We start from the raw sequence: 19,966 nt of genomic DNA, 5'->3' as shown, positions 1-19,966 counted from the left end.
TGGTATCTGCCCTAGTCTGCACTTGGCGTGACGCGGCGGCCATCACAATAAATAAAACGAGACGATGTCTTCTGCTCTCCTGCTGGTGCCTGATTTCAGCCTGATCCTGATAGGCTGGCTGCTGGTGCGCTACACCGCGTTCGATCGGGCCTTCTGGTCGGGCGTGGAGCGCCTGGTGTACTTCGTGCTGTTCCCCGCGCTGCTGCTGCAGTCCACCAACAGCGCCAAGTTCGATTTCTCCTCCACCTCCGCCATGCTCGGCCTGGCGCTGCTGACCACGGCATTCGGCATGGTGGGCGGCTATGCCGTCAAATGGGTGCTGCGGCCCGAACCGCTGGATTTCGCCTCCGGGCTGCAGACCGCATTCCGCTTCAATTCGTATATCGGGCTGGCGTTGGCCGCGCGCCTGGGCGGCAGCGAGGGGCTGGCCATGATGGCGGTGATCGTGGGCTGCACGGTGCCGCTGTGCAATGTGGCCGCGGTCTGGGCGCTGGCCCGCCACGGCGAAACCCGGCTGTGGCGCGAACTGGCGCGCAACCCGCTGATCCTGGCCACCGCTGGCGGCCTGCTGACCAACCTGATCGGCCTGCACCCGCCGGACGTGGTGGCAATGACGCTGAACCGGCTCGGCTCCGCATCGACCGCGCTGGGGCTGATGACGGTAGGGGCCGGCCTGCAAATGAGCGGCGCCACGGGCGCGATGGGGCCGGTGGCGTGGTGGAGCGGAGTCAAGCTGCTGGCCATGCCTTGCTTTGCCTGGGCGGTGGGGCGGATGTTGCCGCTGACCGGGTTGCAGTCGCAGATCGTGGTGCTATTCGCCTCGCTGCCGACCGCGTCGAGCGCTTATATCCTGGCCGTGCGCATGGGCGGCAACGGGCCGATGGTGGCGGCGACGATTTCCGTCATGACCGTGCTGGCCATCGTGACCACGCCGTTCTGGCTGTCCCTGGTCAGCTAGCGCGGGCCTCGGCGGCGCGATCCTGCGCCAGCGCCCAGTCGATATGCTCGCGCACCAGCGGGCTGGCCTCGGGCTGGCGCGCCGCCAGCGCGGCGCGTATGCGGGCGGCCAGCGCCGCGTCGCCGCTGGCACTTGCCGCGCGCAGGCTGTTGCCCAGCCCCACCGCCAGGTTGCGTAGCCAGCGTTCGTGGCCGATGCGGCGGATCGGGCTGCCTTCCAGCCGCTGGTTGAATTCCGCCTCGGTCCAGCCGAACAGCTCGGCCATGTCGGGCGCGTCGAAGCCATTGCGCACGTCAAAGTCGGGCAGCGTGGCGCGGTGGGCGAACTTGTTCCAGGGGCAGGCCAGCTGGCAGTCGTCGCAGCCATACACGCGGTTGCCCATCGGCGCGCGCAGCGTCTCGGGGATGGCGCCCTTGTGCTCGATGGTCAGGTAGGAGATGCAGCGGCGCGCGTCGATCCGGTAAGGCTCCAGGATGGCCTGGGTCGGGCAGATATCGATGCAGCGGCGGCAATTGCCGCAGTGGCCAGGCTCCGGCGCGTCGGCCGGGAAGGGCACATCGACCAGGATCTCGCCGAGGAAGAACATCGAGCCGCCGTCGCGGTCGAGCAGCAGCGTGTGCTTGCCGCGCCAGCCCAGCCCGCCCTGGGCGGCCAGCGCCACCTCCATGACCGGCGCCGAATCGGTGAACACGCGATAGCCGAACGGTCCGATGGCGGCCTCGATGCGGCTGGCGAGCTGCTGCAGGCGGTTGCGCAGCACCTTGTGATAGTCGCGGCCCCGCGCATAGAGCGAGATCACGGCGGTGGCGGGGTCATCGAGCCGGGCGAGTTCGTGTGCGCGCCAGTCGTCGGGGCCCGCGGCCGGCAGATAAGGCATGCGCGCCACGATGGCACGTACCGTGCCGGGCACCAGTTCGGCGGGCCGGGCGCGCCGCAGGCCATGGTTCGCCATATAATCCATGTCGCCGTGGTAGCCCTGCGCCAGCCACGCCATCAATCCTGCCTCAGCCCGGCTGAGATCCACTTCGGCGATGCTGACCGCGTCGAAGCCAAGCTCCGCGCCCCAGGTCCGGATCGAGCGCGCCAGGTCCGCCAGCCCCGCGGCGTCCGTGCCCGGACGTGCAAGGGACGGCCCGGTGCCAGGCTCGCCCCTAGGGTCGGAGTCGCTGGCAGGAGGGGGCGAGGCGGCTGGCGCCAGGGTTGCTCGGTCGATCATTCCCGAATTGTACGCAATGCCCCTGCTCCAACAACGCACACTCAACCTGCCCGACGAAGCGGCCACCGCCCGGCTGGGCGCGGCGCTGGCCGATGCCGTGCGCAAGCTGCCGCCGCAGACCGTGCACCTGCAGCTCTCGGGCGACCTCGGCGCCGGCAAGACCACGCTGTCGCGCGCCATCCTGCGCGCGCTCGGCCATGCCGGCAAGGTGCGCAGCCCTACCTACACGCTGTGCGAGCCCTACTCGGTCACGCGCGCGGATGGCTCGCCGCTGACCGCCTATCACTTCGACCTGTACCGTTTCGCCGATCCGGAGGAATGGGCCGATGCCGGTTTTCGCGATTGTTTTGCCGAACCGGCCGTTAACCTGGTGGAATGGCCGGAGAAGGCCGGCCGCCTGCTTGGGGAACCGGACCTGCACCTGTTGCTCCAATCGGACACAAGCGACGCCGACGACGCGGCCGAACGCCGTATCGTTACGCTTAGTGCCTATACTCAGACTGGACTTACCCTGCTTTGCGCATGCTGATCAAGCGAATCGCCACCGACCGCCCCGACGATATCCAGCTGGCCCGCCGTAAATGGCTGGCGCAGTGCCTCAAGGCGAGTGCCGGCACCGTGGTGCTGACACTGGCCGGACCGCAGATCGCCTTTGGCGCCGGCATTGTCGCGGTGCGGGTCTGGCCCGCCGAGGAATACACCCGCGTCACCATCGAATCCGATGCGCCGCTGGCCGCCGTCCACCAGATGGTCCACGGCCCCGACCGCCTGGTGGTGGACATCGATGGCCTGGATTTGTCGCCGACCCTGCGCGAGCTGGTGGCCAAGATCACCTCCAACGACCCCTATATCCAGACCGTGCGCGTGGGACAGAACCGCCCGCGCGTGGTGCGGCTGGTATTCGACCTGAAGGAAGACGTCTCGCCGCAGGTGTTTACGCTGGCGCCGATCGGCAGCTACCGCAACCGCCTCGTGTTCGACCTGTATCCGGTCAACCCGCCCGACCCCCTGTGGAAGCTGGTGCGCGATACCGAGGACAAGCAGCGCCGCTTTGCCGCCACGCAGCCGCCGGCCGGCGCGGACGGCGTGTCCGGCGCGCCCGCCACTAGCGAGGAGGACGTTATCGGCGCGCTGGTGCGCAAGTTCGACGACAAGGGCGGCAACCCGGTGCCCGCCTTGCCGCCGATGGCCGCCACCCGGCCCAAGCCGCCGGCACCGTCGGTTGCGCCATCCATCCCGCCGCTGGCGCAGAACAATCCGCCTCCGTCCCTGCCGGCCAACAACCCGCCGGCGGACCGCCCCTTCAAGATGCGCCGCCTGCTGACGGTGGCGATCGATCCCGGCCATGGCGGCGAGGATCCCGGCGCCACCGGCGCGTCCGGCTCGCGCGAGAAAGACGTGGTGCTGCAGATCGCGCACCGCCTGCGCGCCAAGATCGATGCGCAGCCCAATATGCGCGCCATGATGACGCGCGACGCGGACTTCTTCGTGCCGCTCAATGTGCGCGTGCAGAAGGCGCGCCGGGTGCAGGCCGACCTGTTCGTGTCGATCCATGCCGATGCGTTCCTGTCGCCGGAAGCCAAGGGCGCCTCGGTGTTCGCGCTGTCCGAGCGCGGCGCATCGAGCAGCGCCGCGCGCTGGATGGCCAACAAGGAAAACGCCTCCGACCTGATCGGCGGCGCCAACATGGGCAACAAGGATGCCCAGGTGGCGCGCGTGCTGCTGGACCTGTCCACCACCGCGCAGATCAACGACAGCCTGCAGGTGGGCAAGGCCGTGCTGGCGGAGATCGGCGGCATCAACCGGCTGCACAAGGGCAGCGTGGAGCAGGCGGGCTTTGCCGTGCTGAAGGCGCCGGATATTCCCTCGATCCTGGTCGAGACGGCGTTCATCAGCAATCCGGAGGAAGAGCGCAAGCTCAACGACGAGAGTCATCAGGAGCAACTGGCCAATGCCATCCTGCGCGGCATCCGCAATTATTTCGCGCGCAATCCGCCGCTGTCGAAGAATCCGTCGGTGTAATGGGTAAAGGGCGGGGCAAGAAACAAAACGGCCGGCAATCATGCCGGCCGTTTGCCATGCTACGCGGTGAAACTCAGGCGCGGGCGGCAGCGCCTTCGGGCAGCGCGTCGCGGCTGGCGTAGCGCGAGGCGATCACCGAGCATACGATCAGCTGCAACTGGTGATAGACCATCAGCGGCAGCACCAGCAGGCCCAGCGCCGGGTGGCCGGCGAACAGGATCTTGGCCATCGGGATGCCGTTGGCCAGGCTCTTCTTGGAGCCGCAGAACACCGCGGTGATCTCGTCTTCCACCGAGAATCCGAGGCGGCGTGCGGTGAAGGTGGTGGTGGCCAGGATCACCACCAGCAGCACGGCGGCGAGCGCCATCACGGCACCGATGGTTTCCCAGCTGTATTTGTGCCACAGGCCGGCGGCCGTGGCGTCGCAGAACGAGGAATAGACGATCAGCACGATCACGCCGCGGTCGATCTTGCTGGTGATCTGCTTCTTCTTGGCAAGCCAGCTGCCGATCAGCGGGCGGGCCAGCTGGCCCAGCGCGAACGGCAGCAGCAGTTGCAGCGCCACGCCGGTCAGCGCCTTGCCCAGCGGCATCGAGGCACCGCTGGCGCTGATCACCAGGCCCATCAGCAGTGGCGTGACGGCCATGCCGATCAGGCCGGAGATGGTGGCATTGAAGATTGCACCAGGCACGTTGCCGCGCGCCATCGAGGTCATCGCCACCGAGGAGGAAACAGTCGACGGCAGCGCGCACAGGTAGAACACGCCCAGCAGCAGTTCGGCGGGCAGTGCGTTGCGCAGGCCGAACATCAGCGCCAGCCCGACCACCGGGAAGACGATATAGGTGAAGCTCTGCACGAAGGCATGCAGGCGCCAGTGGCGCGCGCCCGCCACCAGCTTGTCGCGCGAGAGGGCGGCGCCGTGCAGGAAGAAGACCAGGGCCACGCCCAGGTTGGTCACCATGCCAAGGTGCAGCGGGCCGTCGCCGGTGCCGAGTTCCGGTGCCAGCAGCGCGATGCCGATGGCGGTGAGCATGATCAATACGAATCCGTCGATCAGGTCGTAGATTTTCTTGAAGGGTGAGAGGATGGCGGACATGACTGCAAGGTTGGATTAGGGTTTCGCCTAGTATTGGACGCTAGCGAAGCCTAGAATGCAAATTCATTTATCGTATCCATTCATCTCATAGACGCATGAATTACACCCTGCGCCAGTTGCGCGTCTTTCTTGCCGTGGTCGGGCATGGCAGTTTCAGCCGTGCCGCGGATGCCGTCGGCCTGACCCAGCCCGCGGTCAGCCGCGGCGTGGCGGAGCTTGAGGAAGCACTTGGGGTACGGTTGCTCGACCGCACCACGCGGGAGGTGGTGGTGACCGATGCGGGGCAGGCGCTGGCGCCCGCGATCGAACGCCTGCTTGGCCAGCTGGACGACACGCTGGAAGAAACGCGGCAACTTGGCGAGCGCTATCGCGGTCGCGTCGTGATTGCCAGTGCGCCCACGATTTCGGCCCGCCTGATGCCGCTCTATGTATCGGCCTGCGCGCGCCAGTATCCGGATATCCGCCTCAGCATTCGCGATAACGTGCAGGCCGACGGCCTGGAGCAGATCCGGGCGGGGGCGGTGGATTTCGGCGTGTTGATCGATCCGCAGGCGCCCGAAGGGCTGACCATCGCGCCGCTGGCCACCGATCCGTTCTGCTTTGTGTGCCGGCGCGATCACCCGTTGGCGGACGCCGATTCCGTGCCGTGGTCGGCGCTCGATGGCATGCCGCTGGTGCTGCTCGATTTCGCCTCGGGCAGCCGGCCCCTGATCGACCGGATCTTCGCCAGTCACGGCATATCGCCCAACGTGGTGCAGGAACTGGGGCATTCGGCCAGCGTGTTCGGCATGGTCGAGGCCGGCATCGGCGCCTCGGTGCTGCCCTCGTTCTCGCTCCCGCTGCCCGCCGCGTCGCCGCTGGTCTGGCGGCCGCTGACGCCGCGCGAGGAACGCCGCATCGTCATGGTGTGCCGGGAAGACCGCTCCCTGTCGCCATCGGCGGCGGCCGTCTGGCAGATGGTGCGGAGCCTGCCGCTGCCGGCCGAGCCAGCCATGCCGTAGCCATCGGCGGCCGGCAGGCTTAGCTGCGCGAGGCCGTCAGCATCACCGCTTCCAGCGCAAAGCTGCCATCCTGCTTGACCAGGTAGTGGTCGCGTACTTCCGCCGGCGCCAGTTGCCACAGATGCTGGATCGCGGCCACCGCCACGGACGGCGTGCGCATGCGCTGCACCCAGGTGGCGAACTCAAGCTCGATGCGCCAGACCGGGGACACGCTGGCGCTGAAGCCTGCGGCCTCCAGCATGGCTTGCCAGGCGGGCCCGGTGTAGTCGCGGATATGGGAAGGATCGCGCAGCAGTTCCACCGATTGCAGCCAGGTGTCGAGCAGCGGGTCTTCCGAGCCGGCAATGTCGATCAGCACGATCTTGCCGCCCGGCTTCAGCACGCGATGCATCTCCGCCAGCGCTGCCGGCACGTTGCGCCAGTGGTGGGCGCTCATGCGCGAGATCACCGCATCGAAGCTGGCATCGCCGAAGGGCAGCGATTCCGCCGTGCCCTGGCGGGTGCGGATATTGGCCAGGCCCTTGTCGCGGGCTGCCCCTTCCACCACCGCCAGCATTTCGGCTGACAGATCGTAAGCCGTCACTTCGGCTGCAACGCCCGCCGCCGTGAAGCTCGCATGGCCGGCCCCGCAACCCAGATCCAGCACCCGCGCCGCCGGCAGGCTTGCCAGCTCCTGCGCAAGCTGTTGCAGGTCGGCGCCCTGGGCGTGGACCGCGCTGGTGAGGTAGGCGCTGGCGGTGGCGCCGAACTGGGCGGCAACGAGTTCTTGTTGTTGCATGAGGCTCTCCTGGCGGCGATGGCCGCTGGTGAATTCTAGTGAAGGGATTTGCAGGGATTCGGTGCTTGCCCGCTTAACGGGTTCGACGTACTGTAGCAGGCTGTTCTCCCGGTACAAGTCAGGCTTTTATCCTGGTATAAAACGCACCAGTTTCCATCCTGGCGGGGTGCTACCTGCCCGTTCCGCCCAGTCCGCTCACGCTCATGATCGATCACGACACAACAGCCGAATCGTCCGGCCAGTCCGCCGCCGCACCCGATGCCGCCAGCGCACGCGAACTCACGCGCGAGGCCGTGCTGGGCAGCTTCCTGCGCGCGCACCGCGAGCGCGTGGCCCCGGAACAAGTCGGGCTGGCACCGGGCCGCCGGCGCCGCACGCCGGGTTTGCGGCGCGAGGAACTGGCGCAGCTGTCGGGCCTCAGCGCTACTTGGGTCACGTGGCTGGAGCAGGGCAGGCCCGTGGCGCTGTCGGCGCGCGCGCTCGCCAGCCTGGCCAGCGCCCTGCGGCTGACGCGCGCGGAGCGGGCCTATCTGTTCGAGCTGGCCGGACGGCGCGATCCGATGCAGGCGCAGGACGAACACGTCCCGGCCACGGTCCTGGCCAGCGTGGAAGCCATCGCCGGACCGGCCTATCTGCTGGACCGGCAGTGGAACGCGCTGGCGTGGAATGCCGCCGCGGCCGACCTGTTCGTCGGCTGGCTCGATCCCGCCAGCGCCGAGCGCAACCTGCTGCGCAGCATGTTCCTGTCACCGGGCTTGCAGGCACTGGTGGACGACTGGCCGCACCGGGCGGCGCGGCTGGTGGCGGAATTCCGCGCGCACAGCATCCGCCATGCCGAAGACCCGCCGACGCGGGCGCTGGTGGAAGGATTGATTGCCGAGAGCCAGGTGTTCCGCACGGACTGGCTGTCGCAGGACGTGGAAGAACGCCAGGGCGGCCGCCGCGGCTTTCGCCATCCGCGGCGCGGGCTGCTGCACTTCGAGCAGCTCACGCTGGTGCCGGCAGCCGCGCCGGGGTTGACGCTGGTGATGCTGATGCCGGCGCGGGCGCTGGCGGAAGAAAGCTGACGCGCCTTACTTCGGCTGCATGCGGATGGCACCGTCGAGCCGGATCACCTCGCCGTTGAGCATGGTGTTGCCGATGATGGCGGCGACCATCTTCGCGTACTCTGCCGGGCGGCCGAGACGCGACGGGAACGGCACCATTTTGCCAAGGGCGTCCTGCACCTCTTGCGGCATGCCCAGCAGCATCGGCGTTTCGAAGATGCCCGGTGCGATCGTCATGCAGCGCACGCCGTCGCGCGACAGATCGCGGGCAATGGCCAGGGTCATGGCGACCACGCCGCCCTTGGAGGCGGCGTAGGCGGCCTGGCCGATCTGGCCGTCGAACGCCGCCACCGAGGCGGTGTTGATGATCACGCCGCGCTCGCCTTCGGCGTCGGGCGTGTTGCGCACCATGGCCGCGGCAGCGAGCCGGATCATGTTGAAGGTGCCGATCAGGTTGACGCGGATGGTCTTGTCGAAGGCGTCCAGCGGATGCGGGCCGTTCTTGCCGACAGTCTTGTTGGCGGTGGCGATGCCGGCGCAATTGACCAGGCCGGCCAGGCGGCCCAGCGCGGTTGCGGCGTCCACGACGGCTTGCCCGTCGGCCTCGCTGCTGACGTCGCAGCGCACGAAGCGTCCGCCCAGTTCGGCCGCCAGCGCGGTGCCGGCGGCCTCGTTGAGGTCGGCGATCACCACCTTGCCGCCGGCGGCCGCCAGCATGCGGGCGCTGCCCTCGCCGAGCCCTGAGGCGCCACCAGTGACGATAAATACGTTGTCGCGGATTTCCATGCTTGTCTTCCTCGCTTGAACTTGAGTGTGTGGTTCTTTGATTTTCTGGTGCTGCGGATACGGGATGGTGACATAACGTTTACGTAAACGTCAATCCGCGCTCAAAGGCCGGCCCTCATTGCCCAGAAACAAAGAAAGCGACCCGTAGGTCGCTTTCTTTGTTTCATGCAGCGCTTGCGGCGCGCAGATTACTTCAGTGCGTCGAACACGCGCGCGGTGATGTCTTCCACGCTGCCAACGCCCGCGATCTTGCGGTACTGTGGCGGCGAAACCTTGGCCGACGCATCGCCATCGGCGGCCCACCTGGAGTAGTAGTCCACCAGCGGACGGGTCTGCTGGGAGTAGACATCGAGGCGCTTCTTGACGGTCTCTTCCTTGTCGTCGTCGCGCTGGATCAGCGGTTCGCCGGTGACATCGTCCAGGCCTTCGGTCTTGGGAGGGTTGTACTTGACGTGATAAGTACGGCCCGACGCCACGTGGGCGCGGCGCCCGCTCATGCGCTCGATGATGGCGTCGAACGGCACGTCGATTTCCAGCACGTAGTCGATCGCCACGCCCGCTTCCTTCATGGCTTCGGCCTGCGGAATGGTGCGCGGGAAGCCGTCGAACAGATAGCCGTCCTTGCAATCGGCCGCCTGCAGGCGGTCCTTGACCAAGCCGATGATGATGTCGTCCGACACCAGTCCACCCGCATCCATCACCTTCTTGGCTTCCACGCCTAGCGGCGTGCCGGCCTTCACCGCGGCGCGCAGCATGTCGCCGGTGGAGATTTGGGGGATGCCGAACTTTTCGCAGATGAACTGGGCTTGCGTGCCTTTGCCGGCGCCAGGTGCGCCCAACAGGATCAAACGCATTACGGGTCCTCAGAGTTTTGAATCTGGTATGGCAGGGGGAATGGAAGGAGGGTAACGCCGAAACTTGACGCGAGGCTTACCGCGCCATCAGGTCGGCGCGCCCCGGATCGGAGTCTGGTCTGTTGACGGTCGGCACGCTTTAGCCGCTGCCTCTGGCGGCGGGCGGGTACCGAACGGGCTCACTCTTCATCTCCCCACCGAGCCTTGGCCGGGCGCCCGGGCGCCCGACGGCTCTGTATCGCCGAGCATTATGCCATGAGGCGGCGCGAAATCGGCTTGCCGCTGCGGTGACATCTGTCATGACTTATGTTGTGGCTTGCGGGATGGCCATGGTGCCCGGCGGCCACCCCAAGTGCACTCAAGGTCCTTCTTGCGCCATGGCCTGCGCCCACAGCGCGCGCACGCGTTCCAGGTCGGCTTGCGTATCGACGCCCGGCGCAGGCGCGGCCGCCGTCTCCAGCACGCCGATCCGCTCGCCATGCCACATCGCGCGCAACTGCTCCAGCGCTTCCGTCTGCTCCACCGGCGACAGCGCCAGCGTTGGGAAGCGCCGCAGGAATCCCGCGCGGTAGGCATAAAGGCCGATGTGGCGCAGCACCGGCATGGCGGGCAATGCCACCTGCGCGGTCGCAGCCGCCGCGGCGGGCACGCCGGCCCAGGCATCGCGGGCCCAGGGGATCGGCGCGCGGGAGAAATACAGCGCGCGGCCGCCGGCATCGCACACCACCTTCACCACGTTGGGGTTGAAGACGTCGGCGATATCGCCGATCGGATGGGCGGCGGTGGCGATGGCGCAATCGGCGTGGTGCGCCAGGTGCAGCGCCACCTCGTCGATCAGGCCCGGTTCGATCAAGGGTTCGTCACCCTGGACATTGACCACGATGGCGTCATCCGCCAGGCCCAGCAGCGTGGCCACTTCGGCCAGGCGGTCGGTGCCCGAGGGATGGTCGGCGCGCGTAAGCACAGCCTCGATGCCGTGCGCCGCGCAGGCCGACGCCACTTCGGGCGCATCGGTGGCGACTACCGTGCGCTGCGCAGAAGAGGCATGAGCCCGCTCGGCCACGCGCACGATCATGGGTTTGCCGCCGATATCGGCCAGCGGCTTGTTGGGCAGCCGGGTCGAGGCCAGGCGGGCGGGGATGACGACAGTGAAAGCTGGCAGCGACATGATGCGACCCGCTTATTCCGGCGAGACCAGCCTGCCGGGCACGGTCTGGCGTGCTTCATCGGCGAGCATGATGGGAATGCCATCGCGGATCGGATAGGCCAGTTTATCGACCTGGCAGATCAGTTCCTGGGCGGCGCGGTCGTGTTCCAGCTTGCTCTTGCACAGCGGGCAGACCAGGATTTCAAGCAGCCGGTTGTCCATCTTGCGTTTCCTTGGTGTGGCCGGCGGCGATCGCGGCACCCTGCGCGGCGGGCGCGGCCTGGGCGTGCGCGGCGACGGCGCGGCGAATTTTGTCGATCAGGCCCGCGTCGATCACGGGCGTGGTGGGGACGACCCAGATCCGCGGGTCGAGCGGGTCACTGAGGCGCTCGCATTTTACGGCATCCTTCTCGGTGATCAGGATGGCGTCGACTGCGCGCGCGACGGGATCGCCGGCGAAGGGGTCTTCGGCGAAGTCGTAGTGGTCCGGCAGCGGCATGGTGTCGGGCGCCAGGCCGGCGGCCCGCAGGCTGGCGAAGAAGCGTTCGGGGTTGCCGATGCCGGCGGCGGCCAGCACACGCTGCCCGGCAAACTCGGACAAGGGCCTGGCCATGGACGGGTCGGCCAATTGCCAGGCGTCGTCGAGCACCAGGCGCATGCCATAGACATCCGGTTTGTCCGGGCTGGCGCGGAAGTCGGGGTCATTGATCAGGGTGGCGTCGCGCCGGCGCGAGAGCGATTCGCGCAGCGGGCCCGCCGGCAGCAGCAGGCCGTTGCCGCCCATGCGCGTATCGAACATCACGATCTCGAAATCGCGTTGCAGCTTGTAGTGCTGCAGGCCATCGTCGAGCAGCAGCACGTTGATGCCGGGATGCGACACCAGCATGGTCTGCGCGCACAGCGCGCGGTCGGGGAAGACCCAGACCGGCACGTCGGTGGCGCGAGCGATCAGCAGCGGCTCATCGCCCACGTCCTTGGCCTGCGAGGTTGGCTTGACCCGGCGCGGGTGCTTGAGCGTGACGCCGTAGCCACGCGAAACCACGCCCGGGCGCAGGCCGGCCTCGGCCAGCGCATGAGCCAGCGCGATGACCGCCGGCGTCTTTCCGGTACCGCCCACCGTCACATTGCCCACAACGATCACCGGCATCGGCAGCCGCGTCGAGCGGTACCAGCCGCGCCGATATGCCAGCCGCCGCCAGGCACTGATCAGGCCGAACAGCCACGACAGCGGCAGCATCAGCCAGGCGAACCAGCCGCGGCGCTGCCATTGGGCGGTCACGAAGTCGGCAAGGGCGTGGCGGGGAGCGGACATGGGCGTGGTTGGCTGGGCTGGGCGGTAGTGTTGCGTTGTGAAGGGCGGGAAGCGAGCGCGCTGCGAACCGGCGCCCCGGGCGGGCAGCACCGGCATGCTACCTAGCCATTATGGGCACCTTGCTGCGCCCCCCGCAAGCCGCGGCTTGCGGGAATCGGATATTGGGTGTCGGGCCGGTTCAGCGCGCCTGCGAGCTTTGCGTGGCGAAGGTCAGGCGGGGCAGTCCGGCCAGGCGGGCGGCTTCCATGACATTGATCACGGACTGGTGCGTGGCCTGCGCATCGGCATTGACGATCAGCACCGGCGGCTGGCCGTCGGCCGGGCCGGCAACCTCGCGCAGGCGCTGGGCCAGGCTGGTCACGTCCTGCTGGTCCATGACCTGCTTGTTGATCGAATAGACACCCTTGGCCGACACGGACACCACGATCTCGCCGGGGCGCTGTTGCGCCTTTTCGGCGTCGGCGGTCGGCAACTGGATCTGCAACTCGGTATAGCGCGAGTATGTGGTCGTGATCATCAGGAAGATCAGGATCACGAGCAGGACGTCGATCAACGGGATGAGGTTGATCTCCGGTTCTTCGCGCCGCTGGCGGGATCGGAATTGCATGGCGGGTCAGGCGCGGCGCTGCGGCAGGATGGCGTCCAGGAAGGCGGTGGCGCGGAACTCCAGTTCCGCCACGTAATCGTCCACGCGCCGGCGGAAGTAGCGCCAGAAGATCAATGCCGGGATCGCGATGATCAGGCCGAATGCGGTGTTATAGAGTGCCACCGAGATGCCGTGGGCCAGTTGCTCGGGGCTGGCGCCAGATCCGCCCTGGCTGCCGAAGATCTCGATCATGCCGATCACGGTGCCCAGCAGGCCCATCAGCGGCGCCACCGAGGCGATGGTGCCGAGGGCGTTCAGGTAGCGCTCCAGTTCGTGCGCCACCGCGCGGCCAGCCTCTTCCACCACTTCCTTGGCGGCATCGCGGGAGGTATGCGGCTGCAGCACCACATGGCGCAGGCCGGCGGCCAGCACGCGGCCCAGCGGGGAATTCTGTTCCAGCGTATTGACCACCTCCGGCGTGGCACGGCGTTGCTGTGCCACCGACAGGGCTTCGTCGTACAGCTTGGGCGGCAGCACCTTGCTGCGCTTGAGGCTAAGGAAACGTTCGACGATCAGCGCGAGGGCGATGACCGAAGCCAGCAACAAGGGCCAGATCGGCCAGCCGGCCGCTTGAATGATAGAAAACACGTGGGACCCCGATTCGACAGCCTGTCTCTCATGCCAGCCGCCGCGACGGTTCGCGTGCCGGCTGTGTTCGAAAAAATCAGGCGCCACTCTAACCCGCAGCACCGGGCGCGGCAAGACGCAGCACCGTGTTGTATCGGAAGCGCATCGCGCGCCGTGGTGCCCGGGGCGTCGACTGGCGGGATGTCCACATGGAACAGGGACAGTGCTGTGGATGAATTGTGGACAGTGGGCTGACAAAGAGGTCAAGCTACTGATTCGAAAGGAAAAATTATATATCGCTTAAAAAATGGGCAGCCAGCGAATGGCGAAGACATCCTCCGAGCGGCTGGGAAACGGCCAACGCTCAGGCGTCGGCTATCCACATTAAAACAGGACAGTGCTGTGGACCGGTTGTGGACAGAAGCCTGAAAGGACACCTAACTCATTGATTTAAAAGAGGGGTAGAGGGAATGCTTAAATAATGTGCAGAGCGCGCCAGATGGGGCCGCCAGAGAGCTGTCCGCCTCCGAAAAGGGAAAAAACCGGCCAAGTCTCCCCCTTTCCACATTCATCCGGGACAGTCTTGTGGACGGGTTGTGGAAAACTATCTGAGAAGCGGTGTAACCCATTGATTGGAAAGTACTTCATTGTTGTTGATTAAAAAATGGGCAGAGCTTGTTTAACGGGGCCATATCGGCAGCCCGGCCGACTTCCGGGGTGCCGGGACGTGGAGCCTCGAAAAAGCGCCGCAAAAGGCGCGCCTAGCTAATCGGCGACACTGTGTCAGTGACTTTCAGTGGGTTATCCACAGGCAGGACTCTTCCAGCAAGGTTGTCCAGAAAAAATGTGGATAACTTTGTGAACAAGCCGGGGGTGCTGCCGGTAAGTCGTTGACGCATAAGGGGTTTGCTTACATTGCCTAAAAAATAAGACGGCGGAAAGGGCATAAGAATCAAAGGCTTGTGTCAAGTCACGCGGTCTGGCGGGGTGGCTGCATCGCGAATGCAGGGAGGCTTGACAGACAGGTTATGCTGTGGACATGTCCATTCCACGCCGCTTGCCCGGCCGTGAGCCATGTCAGAACCGCTGAACTTTTCGCGTGAACCGCAGCCTGTGGCGCCTCCCGGCGCACGCGAAGCGATCCCTGTCGGGGAGCTCAACCACGCTATCGCCCAGGTGCTGGAACGCAACTTTCCACTTACCTGGGTCCGGGGCGAAATCTCCAACTTCACACGCGCCGCGAGCGGCCACTGGTACTTCTCGCTCAAGGATGCGCGCGCCCAGATCCGCTGCGTGATGTTCCGCGGCCGCAACCAGCATGTCGGCTTCATGCCCCGCGAGGGCGAGGCGGTCGAGGTCAGGGCGCTGGTGTCCATGTACGAGGCACGCGGCGAATTGCAGCTCGGCGTGGAGGCCATGCGCCGCGCGGGTCTCGGCAATCTCTATGAAGCATTCCTGCGGTTGAAGGAAAAGCTGTCCCAGGCCGGGCTCTTCGCGCCCGAGCGCAAGCGGCCCGTGCCCGCCCATCCGCGCACCATCGGCGTGATCACCTCGCTGCAGGCTGCCGCGTTGCGCGATGTGCTCAGCACGCTGCGCCGGCGCGCACCGCATGTGCCGGTCGTGGTTTACCCTGTGCCGGTCCAGGGTGCCGGCGCGGCGGCCAGGATCGCCGCGATGATCGATACCGCCAGCGAGCGCGACGAGTGCGACGTGCTGATCCTGTGCCGTGGCGGTGGCAGCATCGAGGACCTCTGGTCGTTCAACGAGGAAAGCGTGGCGCAGGCGATTGCCCGCTGCGCCGTGCCCGTGGTATCCGGGGTTGGCCATGAAACCGACTTCACCATTGCAGATTTCGTCGCCGACGTGCGCGCACCGACGCCTACCGGTGCAGCCGAACTGGTCAGCCCGGACCGCGCCCACATGCTGATGCAGGCCAATCGCGCGCGCGATGCGCTGGCCCAGGGCATGCAGCGCCAGCTCGACCGGCGCGCGCAGAACCTGGACGGGCTGGCCCGCCGGCTGCGCAGCCCGCAGGCCCAGTTGCAGGAGCGCCGCCTGCAGGTCGACAACCTGATGCGCCACCTGCGTTCCGCGCTGCGCGATACGGTGGCGGCCCAGCGGCACCGGCAGCAGGTGCTCGCCATGCGCTGGGCGGCCGGGCGTCCCGACCTTGCGCTGGCCCAGGCCGACCTGCGCCGGGCCGCCCTGCGGCTGCGCGACGCCACGCAGCGCCAGCACGAGCGCGCCGTCCAGCGCTGGGAGCGCGCCGCCGGCTCGCTGGAACTGCTGGCCCCGCAGCGCACCCTGGAGCGGGGCTACGCCGTGCTGCTGGACCAGCGCGGCCGCGCCTTGCGCTCGCCGGCCGAGTTGCATGCGGGCTCCACGATCGAAATCCATCTGGCCGAAGGCGTGGCCGACGCCGGCATCGCCAGCGTGCAGCCCCGGCTGGCCGAGCTGTAGGCGTGGCGGCGCGTCGGCGGGCCACCGACAGCGCTCGCATATCGATCAAACTAATATGATCGAAGGGGCTTTGTTTGCCGCGTTTGCGCGGGTATGGCAAGTCCCCTACAATCGACAATTCCTGATCTTCAACCCCACAGAAAGAGACAGAACAATGGAACATACTCTCCCCCCGCTGCCCTACGCTCATGATGCGCTCGCCCCGCACATCTCCAAGGAGACCCTGGAGTTCCACCACGACAAGCATCACCAGACCTACGTCACCAACCTGAACAACCTGATCAAGGGCACCGAGTTCGAAAACTCGACGCTCGAAGAGATCGTCAAGAAGTCTTCCGGCGGCATCTTCAACAACGCCGCCCAGGTGTGGAACCACACCTTCTACTGGGATTCGCTCAAGCCCAACGGCGGCGGCCAGCCCACCGGCGCTCTGGCCGATGCCATCAACGCCAAGTTCGGCTCCTTCGACAAGTTCAAGGAAGAATTCACCAAGACCGCGGTCGGTACCTTCGGTTCGGGCTGGGCCTGGCTGGTGAAGAAGGCCGACGGTTCGCTGGACCTGGTCTCGACCTCCAACGCCGCCACTCCGCTGACCACCGATGCCAAGCCGCTGCTGACCTGCGACGTGTGGGAACACGCTTACTACATCGACTACCGCAATGCCCGTCCGAAGTACGTCGAGGCATTCTGGAATGTGGTGAACTGGGACTTCGCCAGCAAGAATTTCGCCGGTTGATTTCGCGCTGCCGCCGAGCGGCGGCGGCTTGCGCACCGGACAACTCCGCTGCGTGAACCGCGCCACGGAACGGCAAACGGCAAACGGAAAAGGGCCCATCGGGGCCCTTTTCCGTTGTTGCGCCGCGATGTTCGCGTTCAGCCGTCCCGCCGGCTCAGGCGAACAGGTCCATGCCTTGCACAAGGCGCTTCGCCAGGCGCGGCTGCTTCAACTGATCCAGCCACCATTGCAGCGCGCGGCCCTCATGGTCGCCCCGCCAGGCGACGTAGAGCGTATTGGGCTCGCGCGGATCGGCCGTGCGTTTTTCCACCAGTTCGCCACGCTTGAGCAGCGACGCCACCCGGTACCGCGGCAGCCAGCCGACACCGAGCCCTTCGCGCTGCGCCAGAATTTTGGCGCGCATGCTCGGCACCGCCAGCGAGGCTTGCCCGCCGACCAGGCCGTAGGCGCGTCCCGCCGTGCCGCGCGATGAATCGGCTACCACCACCGCGCGGTGTGCCGAGATGCGTTCCCGCGTGAGCGGTCCTTCCACGCTGGCGAGCGGATGGCGCGGCGCCACGGCGAATACCCACTCCACCACGCCCAGTTCGAACCAGCGCAGTCCCGGAATGGCGGGCGGCTCGTTGGTCGCTCCCACGATCACATCCGCGCGGCCATCGCGCAGCGCTTCCCAGGTGCCGCTAAGGACTTCGTGGGTCAGGCGAATCGCCACGCCGGACTGCAACGTGTCGAAGCTGTGGATCACCGGCATCAGCAATTCGAACTCCAGCACCTCGTCGGTGACGATCCACAAGCGGTCTTCCCAGCCGCTGGCGACCTGCCGCACGCGCTGCGTCATGCGGGCTACGTCCTGCATCAGCCTTGCGGCCTCGTCGGCCAGCAGGTGTCCGGCCGGCGTCAGCTGCAGCCGGTAGCGGCGGCGGTCGAACAACAGGGCGTCAAAGCGGCCTTCGAGTTGCCGCGCGGCATGTGAGATGGTCGATGGCGCTTTGCCAAGGCGGGCTGCCGCGCGGGACAGGCTGCCACTCTCCCTGATGGCTTCCAGTAACGCCAGTTCGTCTTCCGACAACATGTTCAATTCCGTCGAACGAGTTCATCGGGAAAATCGTACGGCAAAACGGCGCCGCCGGGGCAGTATTCATGCACAGCAATTCATCGCATTCCCGAAACCCCTTTTGTTTGCGGTGCCATCGGCCAGGCAACCAGTCCTGCGGCGGCGCTGTCACCGGAGAACGTCATGACCCTCATCCACTGCATGGCACGCCGTATCAGCGTCGCGGTACTCATGTCCGGCGTAGCCGCGCTCACATTCGCTGCGTTCGCCTTTGTGGCGCCCGCCAGCGCGGCGGAGCGCGCCGGCAGCAGCGCGGTCCGGCCACATACGATCCACGCAAATGGCGTCACGTTGCACTATCTTGAAACCGGGCAAGGCAGCGGCACGCCCGTCGTGCTGCTGCACGGCTACGCGGAAACCAGCCATATGTGGCTGCCGCTGATGACTCGGCTCGGTGACAAGCGTGTCGTGATCGCACCGGACCTGCGCGGCGCCGGCGCGTCGGAAGTCACGCCGTCGGGCTATGAGAAGAAGAACCTCGCGCAGGATATTCACGCAAGGGTCCAGGCGCTTGGCTACCGCAAGGTCAACATCGTCGGCCACGATATCGGCCTGATGGTGGCCTACGCCTACGCGGCGCAATACTCGGACGAAGTGGAGAGCGTGACGCTGATGGATGCGTTCCTGCCCGGCGTGGGCGACTGGCAGAAGGTCTGGCTGCTGCGCGACAAGTGGCACTTCAATTTCTACGGCGATACGCCGGAGAAGCTGGTGAAGGGACGCGAGCGCACGTACTTCGAGCATTTCTGGAACGACTTTGCCGCCGACCCGGCGCACTCGGTGCCGGAAGCCAGCCGGCAGCGCTACGCCGCGGCCTACGCCCGGCCTGGCCGGATGCGCGCGGGCTTCGAATTCTTCCATGCGTTCCCGCGGGATGCCGAGGACTTCGCAGCCCTGGCGAAGCAGCCGCTGCCGATGCCCATGCTGGTGCTGGCCGGCGAGAAGGCGTCGGGTAATTTCCTGATCGACCAGGCACGCCTTGTCGCCACCCATGTGCAAGGCGTGATCGTCAAGGGCTCGGGACACTGGCTGATGGAAGAAGCGCCGGGGCAGACCATCCCGGCCATCGTGAGCTTTATCAATGCACCGTCGCAAGCAGTTGGCGCCGACTGAAAAATCTGGCGCATCATCGCGCCACCTGGAGTATCGAAATGGGACTGCTCGTCAACGGAAAATGGCAAGACCGCTGGTATGACACCGCATCCACCGGGGGCCGCTTCGTCCGCAAGGACGCGGCCTTCCGCAACTGGGTAACGCCCGACGGCGCGGCCGGCCCGAGCGGCGTTGGCGGCTTCAGGGCCGAAGCCGGCCGCTATCATCTCTACGTGAGCCTGGCATGCCCGTGGGCACACCGCACGCTGATCATGCGTGCCCTGAAAGGGCTCGAAGACATGATCAGCATCTCCACCGTCCACTGGCTGATGCGGGGCGAGGGCTGGACCTTTGCCGAGGGCCCGGGCGTGGTCCCCGACACCGTCAACGACGCGCGCCTGCTGCACCAGGTCTATACCGCGGCCGCCCCGGACTACACCGGACGCGTTACCGTGCCCGTGCTGTGGGACAAGAGGCAATCGACCATCGTCAGCAACGAGTCGTCGGAGATCATCCGGATGTTCAACACGGCCTTCGATCAGCTGGGCGCAAGGGCCGGCGACTACTATCCGGAGGCATTGCGCACCGAGATCGACGAGATCAATGCGAGGGTGTACGACACCGTGAACAACGGTGTCTATAAATCCGGATTCGCCACCATGCAAGGCGCCTACGAAGAGGCGGTCGCGCCGCTGTTCGAGACGCTCGACTGGCTTGAGCAACGCCTGGGGACGCGACGCTTCCTGACCGGCGATGCTCTCACGGAGGCCGATATCCGCCTGTTTACAACGCTGGTCCGCTTTGATGCGGTCTATGTCGGCCACTTCAAATGCAACCTGCGCCGCATCGCCGACTACACGAACCTCGCGGCTTACACGCGGGACATCTACCAGCTTCCCGGCATCGCGGAGACGGTCAGTATCGAGCACATCAAGCGGCACTATTACGAGAGCCATCTCTCGATCAATCCGTCAGGCGTAGTGCCGGCGGGTCCTGTGCTTGATTTCGCCTCGCCGCCGGACCGCGCACGGCTGGCGTCATGAGTCATCGGCGCGCGCGGCATCTGTTGCACAGCGCTCTCGTTCATACTTCGCGAGCTCGCCCGCGTGCTTGCGCTTTCCGACCTTCTCTTCGC

At 66.5% G+C, this 19,966-nt stretch carries 20 protein-coding genes; 9 read left to right on the top strand and 11 right to left on the bottom strand.

Annotated elements, in window-relative coordinates; all coding sequences use genetic code 11:
* Positions 1-64 precede the first annotated feature (64 nt).
* Complete coding sequence (locus tag AC1DS6_RS25020; protein ID WP_441635249.1) at positions 65-958, top strand: AEC family transporter; 894 nt, start codon at positions 65-67, stop codon at positions 956-958.
* Here the strand turns inward: AC1DS6_RS25020 and queG are convergent.
* A complete protein-coding gene (gene queG / locus AC1DS6_RS25015) occupies positions 951-2,174 on the bottom strand; it encodes a tRNA epoxyqueuosine(34) reductase QueG (protein ID WP_477103371.1) in 1,224 nt (407 codons plus the stop codon). The genes AC1DS6_RS25020 and queG overlap by 8 nt on opposite strands.
* A gap of 16 nt (positions 2,175-2,190) precedes the next feature.
* On the opposite strand from queG, the gene tsaE reads away from it, so the two are divergent.
* Entirely contained in the window at positions 2,191-2,703 is a 513-nt protein-coding gene (gene tsaE, locus AC1DS6_RS25010) for a tRNA (adenosine(37)-N6)-threonylcarbamoyltransferase complex ATPase subunit type 1 TsaE (protein ID WP_441637405.1), read from the top strand.
* The gene (locus AC1DS6_RS25005; RefSeq protein ID WP_441637403.1) at positions 2,697-4,196 is read left to right on the top strand and encodes an N-acetylmuramoyl-L-alanine amidase; all 1,500 of its coding nucleotides are present in this window, start codon (positions 2,697-2,699) and stop codon (positions 4,194-4,196) included. Before tsaE ends, AC1DS6_RS25005 begins: the two co-directional genes overlap by 7 nt.
* A 73-nt stretch (positions 4,197-4,269) precedes the next feature.
* On the opposite strand, the gene AC1DS6_RS25000 is transcribed toward AC1DS6_RS25005, so the two are convergent.
* Positions 4,270-5,292 (bottom strand): bile acid:sodium symporter family protein, encoded by a 1,023-nt coding sequence (locus AC1DS6_RS25000; RefSeq protein ID WP_035860807.1) that lies wholly within the window; start codon positions 5,290-5,292, stop codon positions 4,270-4,272.
* A gap of 95 nt (positions 5,293-5,387) precedes the next feature.
* Here AC1DS6_RS25000 and AC1DS6_RS24995 point away from each other — a divergent pair, with 95 nt between their 5' ends.
* Positions 5,388-6,293 carry a LysR family transcriptional regulator gene (locus AC1DS6_RS24995; protein ID WP_035860810.1) on the top strand — a complete coding sequence of 302 codons (906 nt, stop codon included), beginning with the start codon at positions 5,388-5,390 and terminating at the stop codon, positions 6,291-6,293.
* Between the two features lie 19 nt (positions 6,294-6,312).
* On the opposite strand, the gene AC1DS6_RS24990 is transcribed toward AC1DS6_RS24995, so the two are convergent.
* Positions 6,313-7,071, bottom strand: coding sequence for a class I SAM-dependent methyltransferase (locus tag AC1DS6_RS24990; RefSeq protein ID WP_441637400.1), 759 nt, complete (start codon positions 7,069-7,071; stop codon positions 6,313-6,315).
* A gap of 203 nt (positions 7,072-7,274) precedes the next feature.
* Between AC1DS6_RS24990 and AC1DS6_RS24985 the strand changes: the two genes are divergently transcribed.
* Positions 7,275-8,138 carry an MmyB family transcriptional regulator gene (locus AC1DS6_RS24985; protein WP_477103370.1) on the top strand — a complete coding sequence of 288 codons (864 nt, stop codon included), beginning with the start codon at positions 7,275-7,277 and terminating at the stop codon, positions 8,136-8,138.
* 6 nt (positions 8,139-8,144) lie between these two features.
* Here AC1DS6_RS24985 and AC1DS6_RS24980 read toward each other — a convergent pair whose 3' ends face one another.
* From AC1DS6_RS24980 to AC1DS6_RS24950, 7 genes are all read right to left on the bottom strand, one after another.
* The gene (locus AC1DS6_RS24980) at positions 8,145-8,903 is read right to left on the bottom strand and encodes a 3-hydroxyacyl-CoA dehydrogenase (protein ID WP_441635092.1); all 759 of its coding nucleotides are present in this window, start codon (positions 8,901-8,903) and stop codon (positions 8,145-8,147) included.
* 188 nt (positions 8,904-9,091) lie between these two features.
* The gene (gene adk / locus AC1DS6_RS24975) at positions 9,092-9,757 is read right to left on the bottom strand and encodes an adenylate kinase (RefSeq protein WP_035860819.1); all 666 of its coding nucleotides are present in this window, start codon (positions 9,755-9,757) and stop codon (positions 9,092-9,094) included.
* A gap of 358 nt (positions 9,758-10,115) precedes the next feature.
* On the bottom strand, positions 10,116-10,925 hold the full coding sequence (gene kdsB, locus AC1DS6_RS24970) for a 3-deoxy-manno-octulosonate cytidylyltransferase (protein ID WP_035860822.1): 810 nt from the start codon (positions 10,923-10,925) through the stop codon (positions 10,116-10,118).
* A gap of 12 nt (positions 10,926-10,937) precedes the next feature.
* The gene (locus AC1DS6_RS24965) at positions 10,938-11,126 is read right to left on the bottom strand and encodes a Trm112 family protein (RefSeq protein WP_043344047.1); all 189 of its coding nucleotides are present in this window, start codon (positions 11,124-11,126) and stop codon (positions 10,938-10,940) included.
* Complete coding sequence (gene lpxK, locus AC1DS6_RS24960; protein WP_477103369.1) at positions 11,107-12,216, bottom strand: tetraacyldisaccharide 4'-kinase; 1,110 nt, start codon at positions 12,214-12,216, stop codon at positions 11,107-11,109. Before lpxK ends, AC1DS6_RS24965 begins: the two co-directional genes overlap by 20 nt.
* A gap of 178 nt (positions 12,217-12,394) precedes the next feature.
* A complete protein-coding gene (locus tag AC1DS6_RS24955; protein ID WP_035860827.1) occupies positions 12,395-12,823 on the bottom strand; it encodes an ExbD/TolR family protein in 429 nt (142 codons plus the stop codon).
* Positions 12,824-12,829: 6 nt separating this feature from the next.
* Positions 12,830-13,450 carry a MotA/TolQ/ExbB proton channel family protein gene (locus tag AC1DS6_RS24950; RefSeq protein ID WP_035860831.1) on the bottom strand — a complete coding sequence of 207 codons (621 nt, stop codon included), beginning with the start codon at positions 13,448-13,450 and terminating at the stop codon, positions 12,830-12,832.
* A gap of 1,053 nt (positions 13,451-14,503) precedes the next feature.
* Here AC1DS6_RS24950 and xseA point away from each other — a divergent pair.
* The gene (gene xseA, locus AC1DS6_RS24945) at positions 14,504-15,889 is read left to right on the top strand and encodes an exodeoxyribonuclease VII large subunit (RefSeq protein ID WP_477103368.1); all 1,386 of its coding nucleotides are present in this window, start codon (positions 14,504-14,506) and stop codon (positions 15,887-15,889) included.
* Positions 15,890-16,043: 154 nt separating this feature from the next.
* On the top strand, positions 16,044-16,625 hold the full coding sequence (gene sodB / locus AC1DS6_RS24940; RefSeq protein WP_006157940.1) for a superoxide dismutase [Fe]: 582 nt from the start codon (positions 16,044-16,046) through the stop codon (positions 16,623-16,625).
* Between the two features lie 154 nt (positions 16,626-16,779).
* Here sodB and AC1DS6_RS24935 read toward each other — a convergent pair whose 3' ends face one another.
* Positions 16,780-17,697, bottom strand: coding sequence for a LysR family transcriptional regulator (locus AC1DS6_RS24935; protein ID WP_441635083.1), 918 nt, complete (start codon positions 17,695-17,697; stop codon positions 16,780-16,782).
* Positions 17,698-17,862: 165 nt separating this feature from the next.
* Here AC1DS6_RS24935 and AC1DS6_RS24930 point away from each other — a divergent pair, with 165 nt between their 5' ends.
* Together AC1DS6_RS24930 and AC1DS6_RS24925 are read left to right on the top strand one after the other, a co-directional pair.
* Positions 17,863-18,852, top strand: a complete 990-nt coding sequence (locus AC1DS6_RS24930) for an alpha/beta fold hydrolase (protein ID WP_477103367.1) — start codon at positions 17,863-17,865, stop codon at positions 18,850-18,852.
* Between the two features lie 38 nt (positions 18,853-18,890).
* On the top strand, positions 18,891-19,874 hold the full coding sequence (locus tag AC1DS6_RS24925; RefSeq protein ID WP_477103366.1) for a glutathione S-transferase family protein: 984 nt from the start codon (positions 18,891-18,893) through the stop codon (positions 19,872-19,874).
* Positions 19,875-19,966: the final 92 nt, after the last annotated feature.

Source organism: Cupriavidus sp. 05L310 (assembly GCF_056398185.1).
This window is presented reverse-complemented; position numbering and strand designations above follow the sequence as displayed.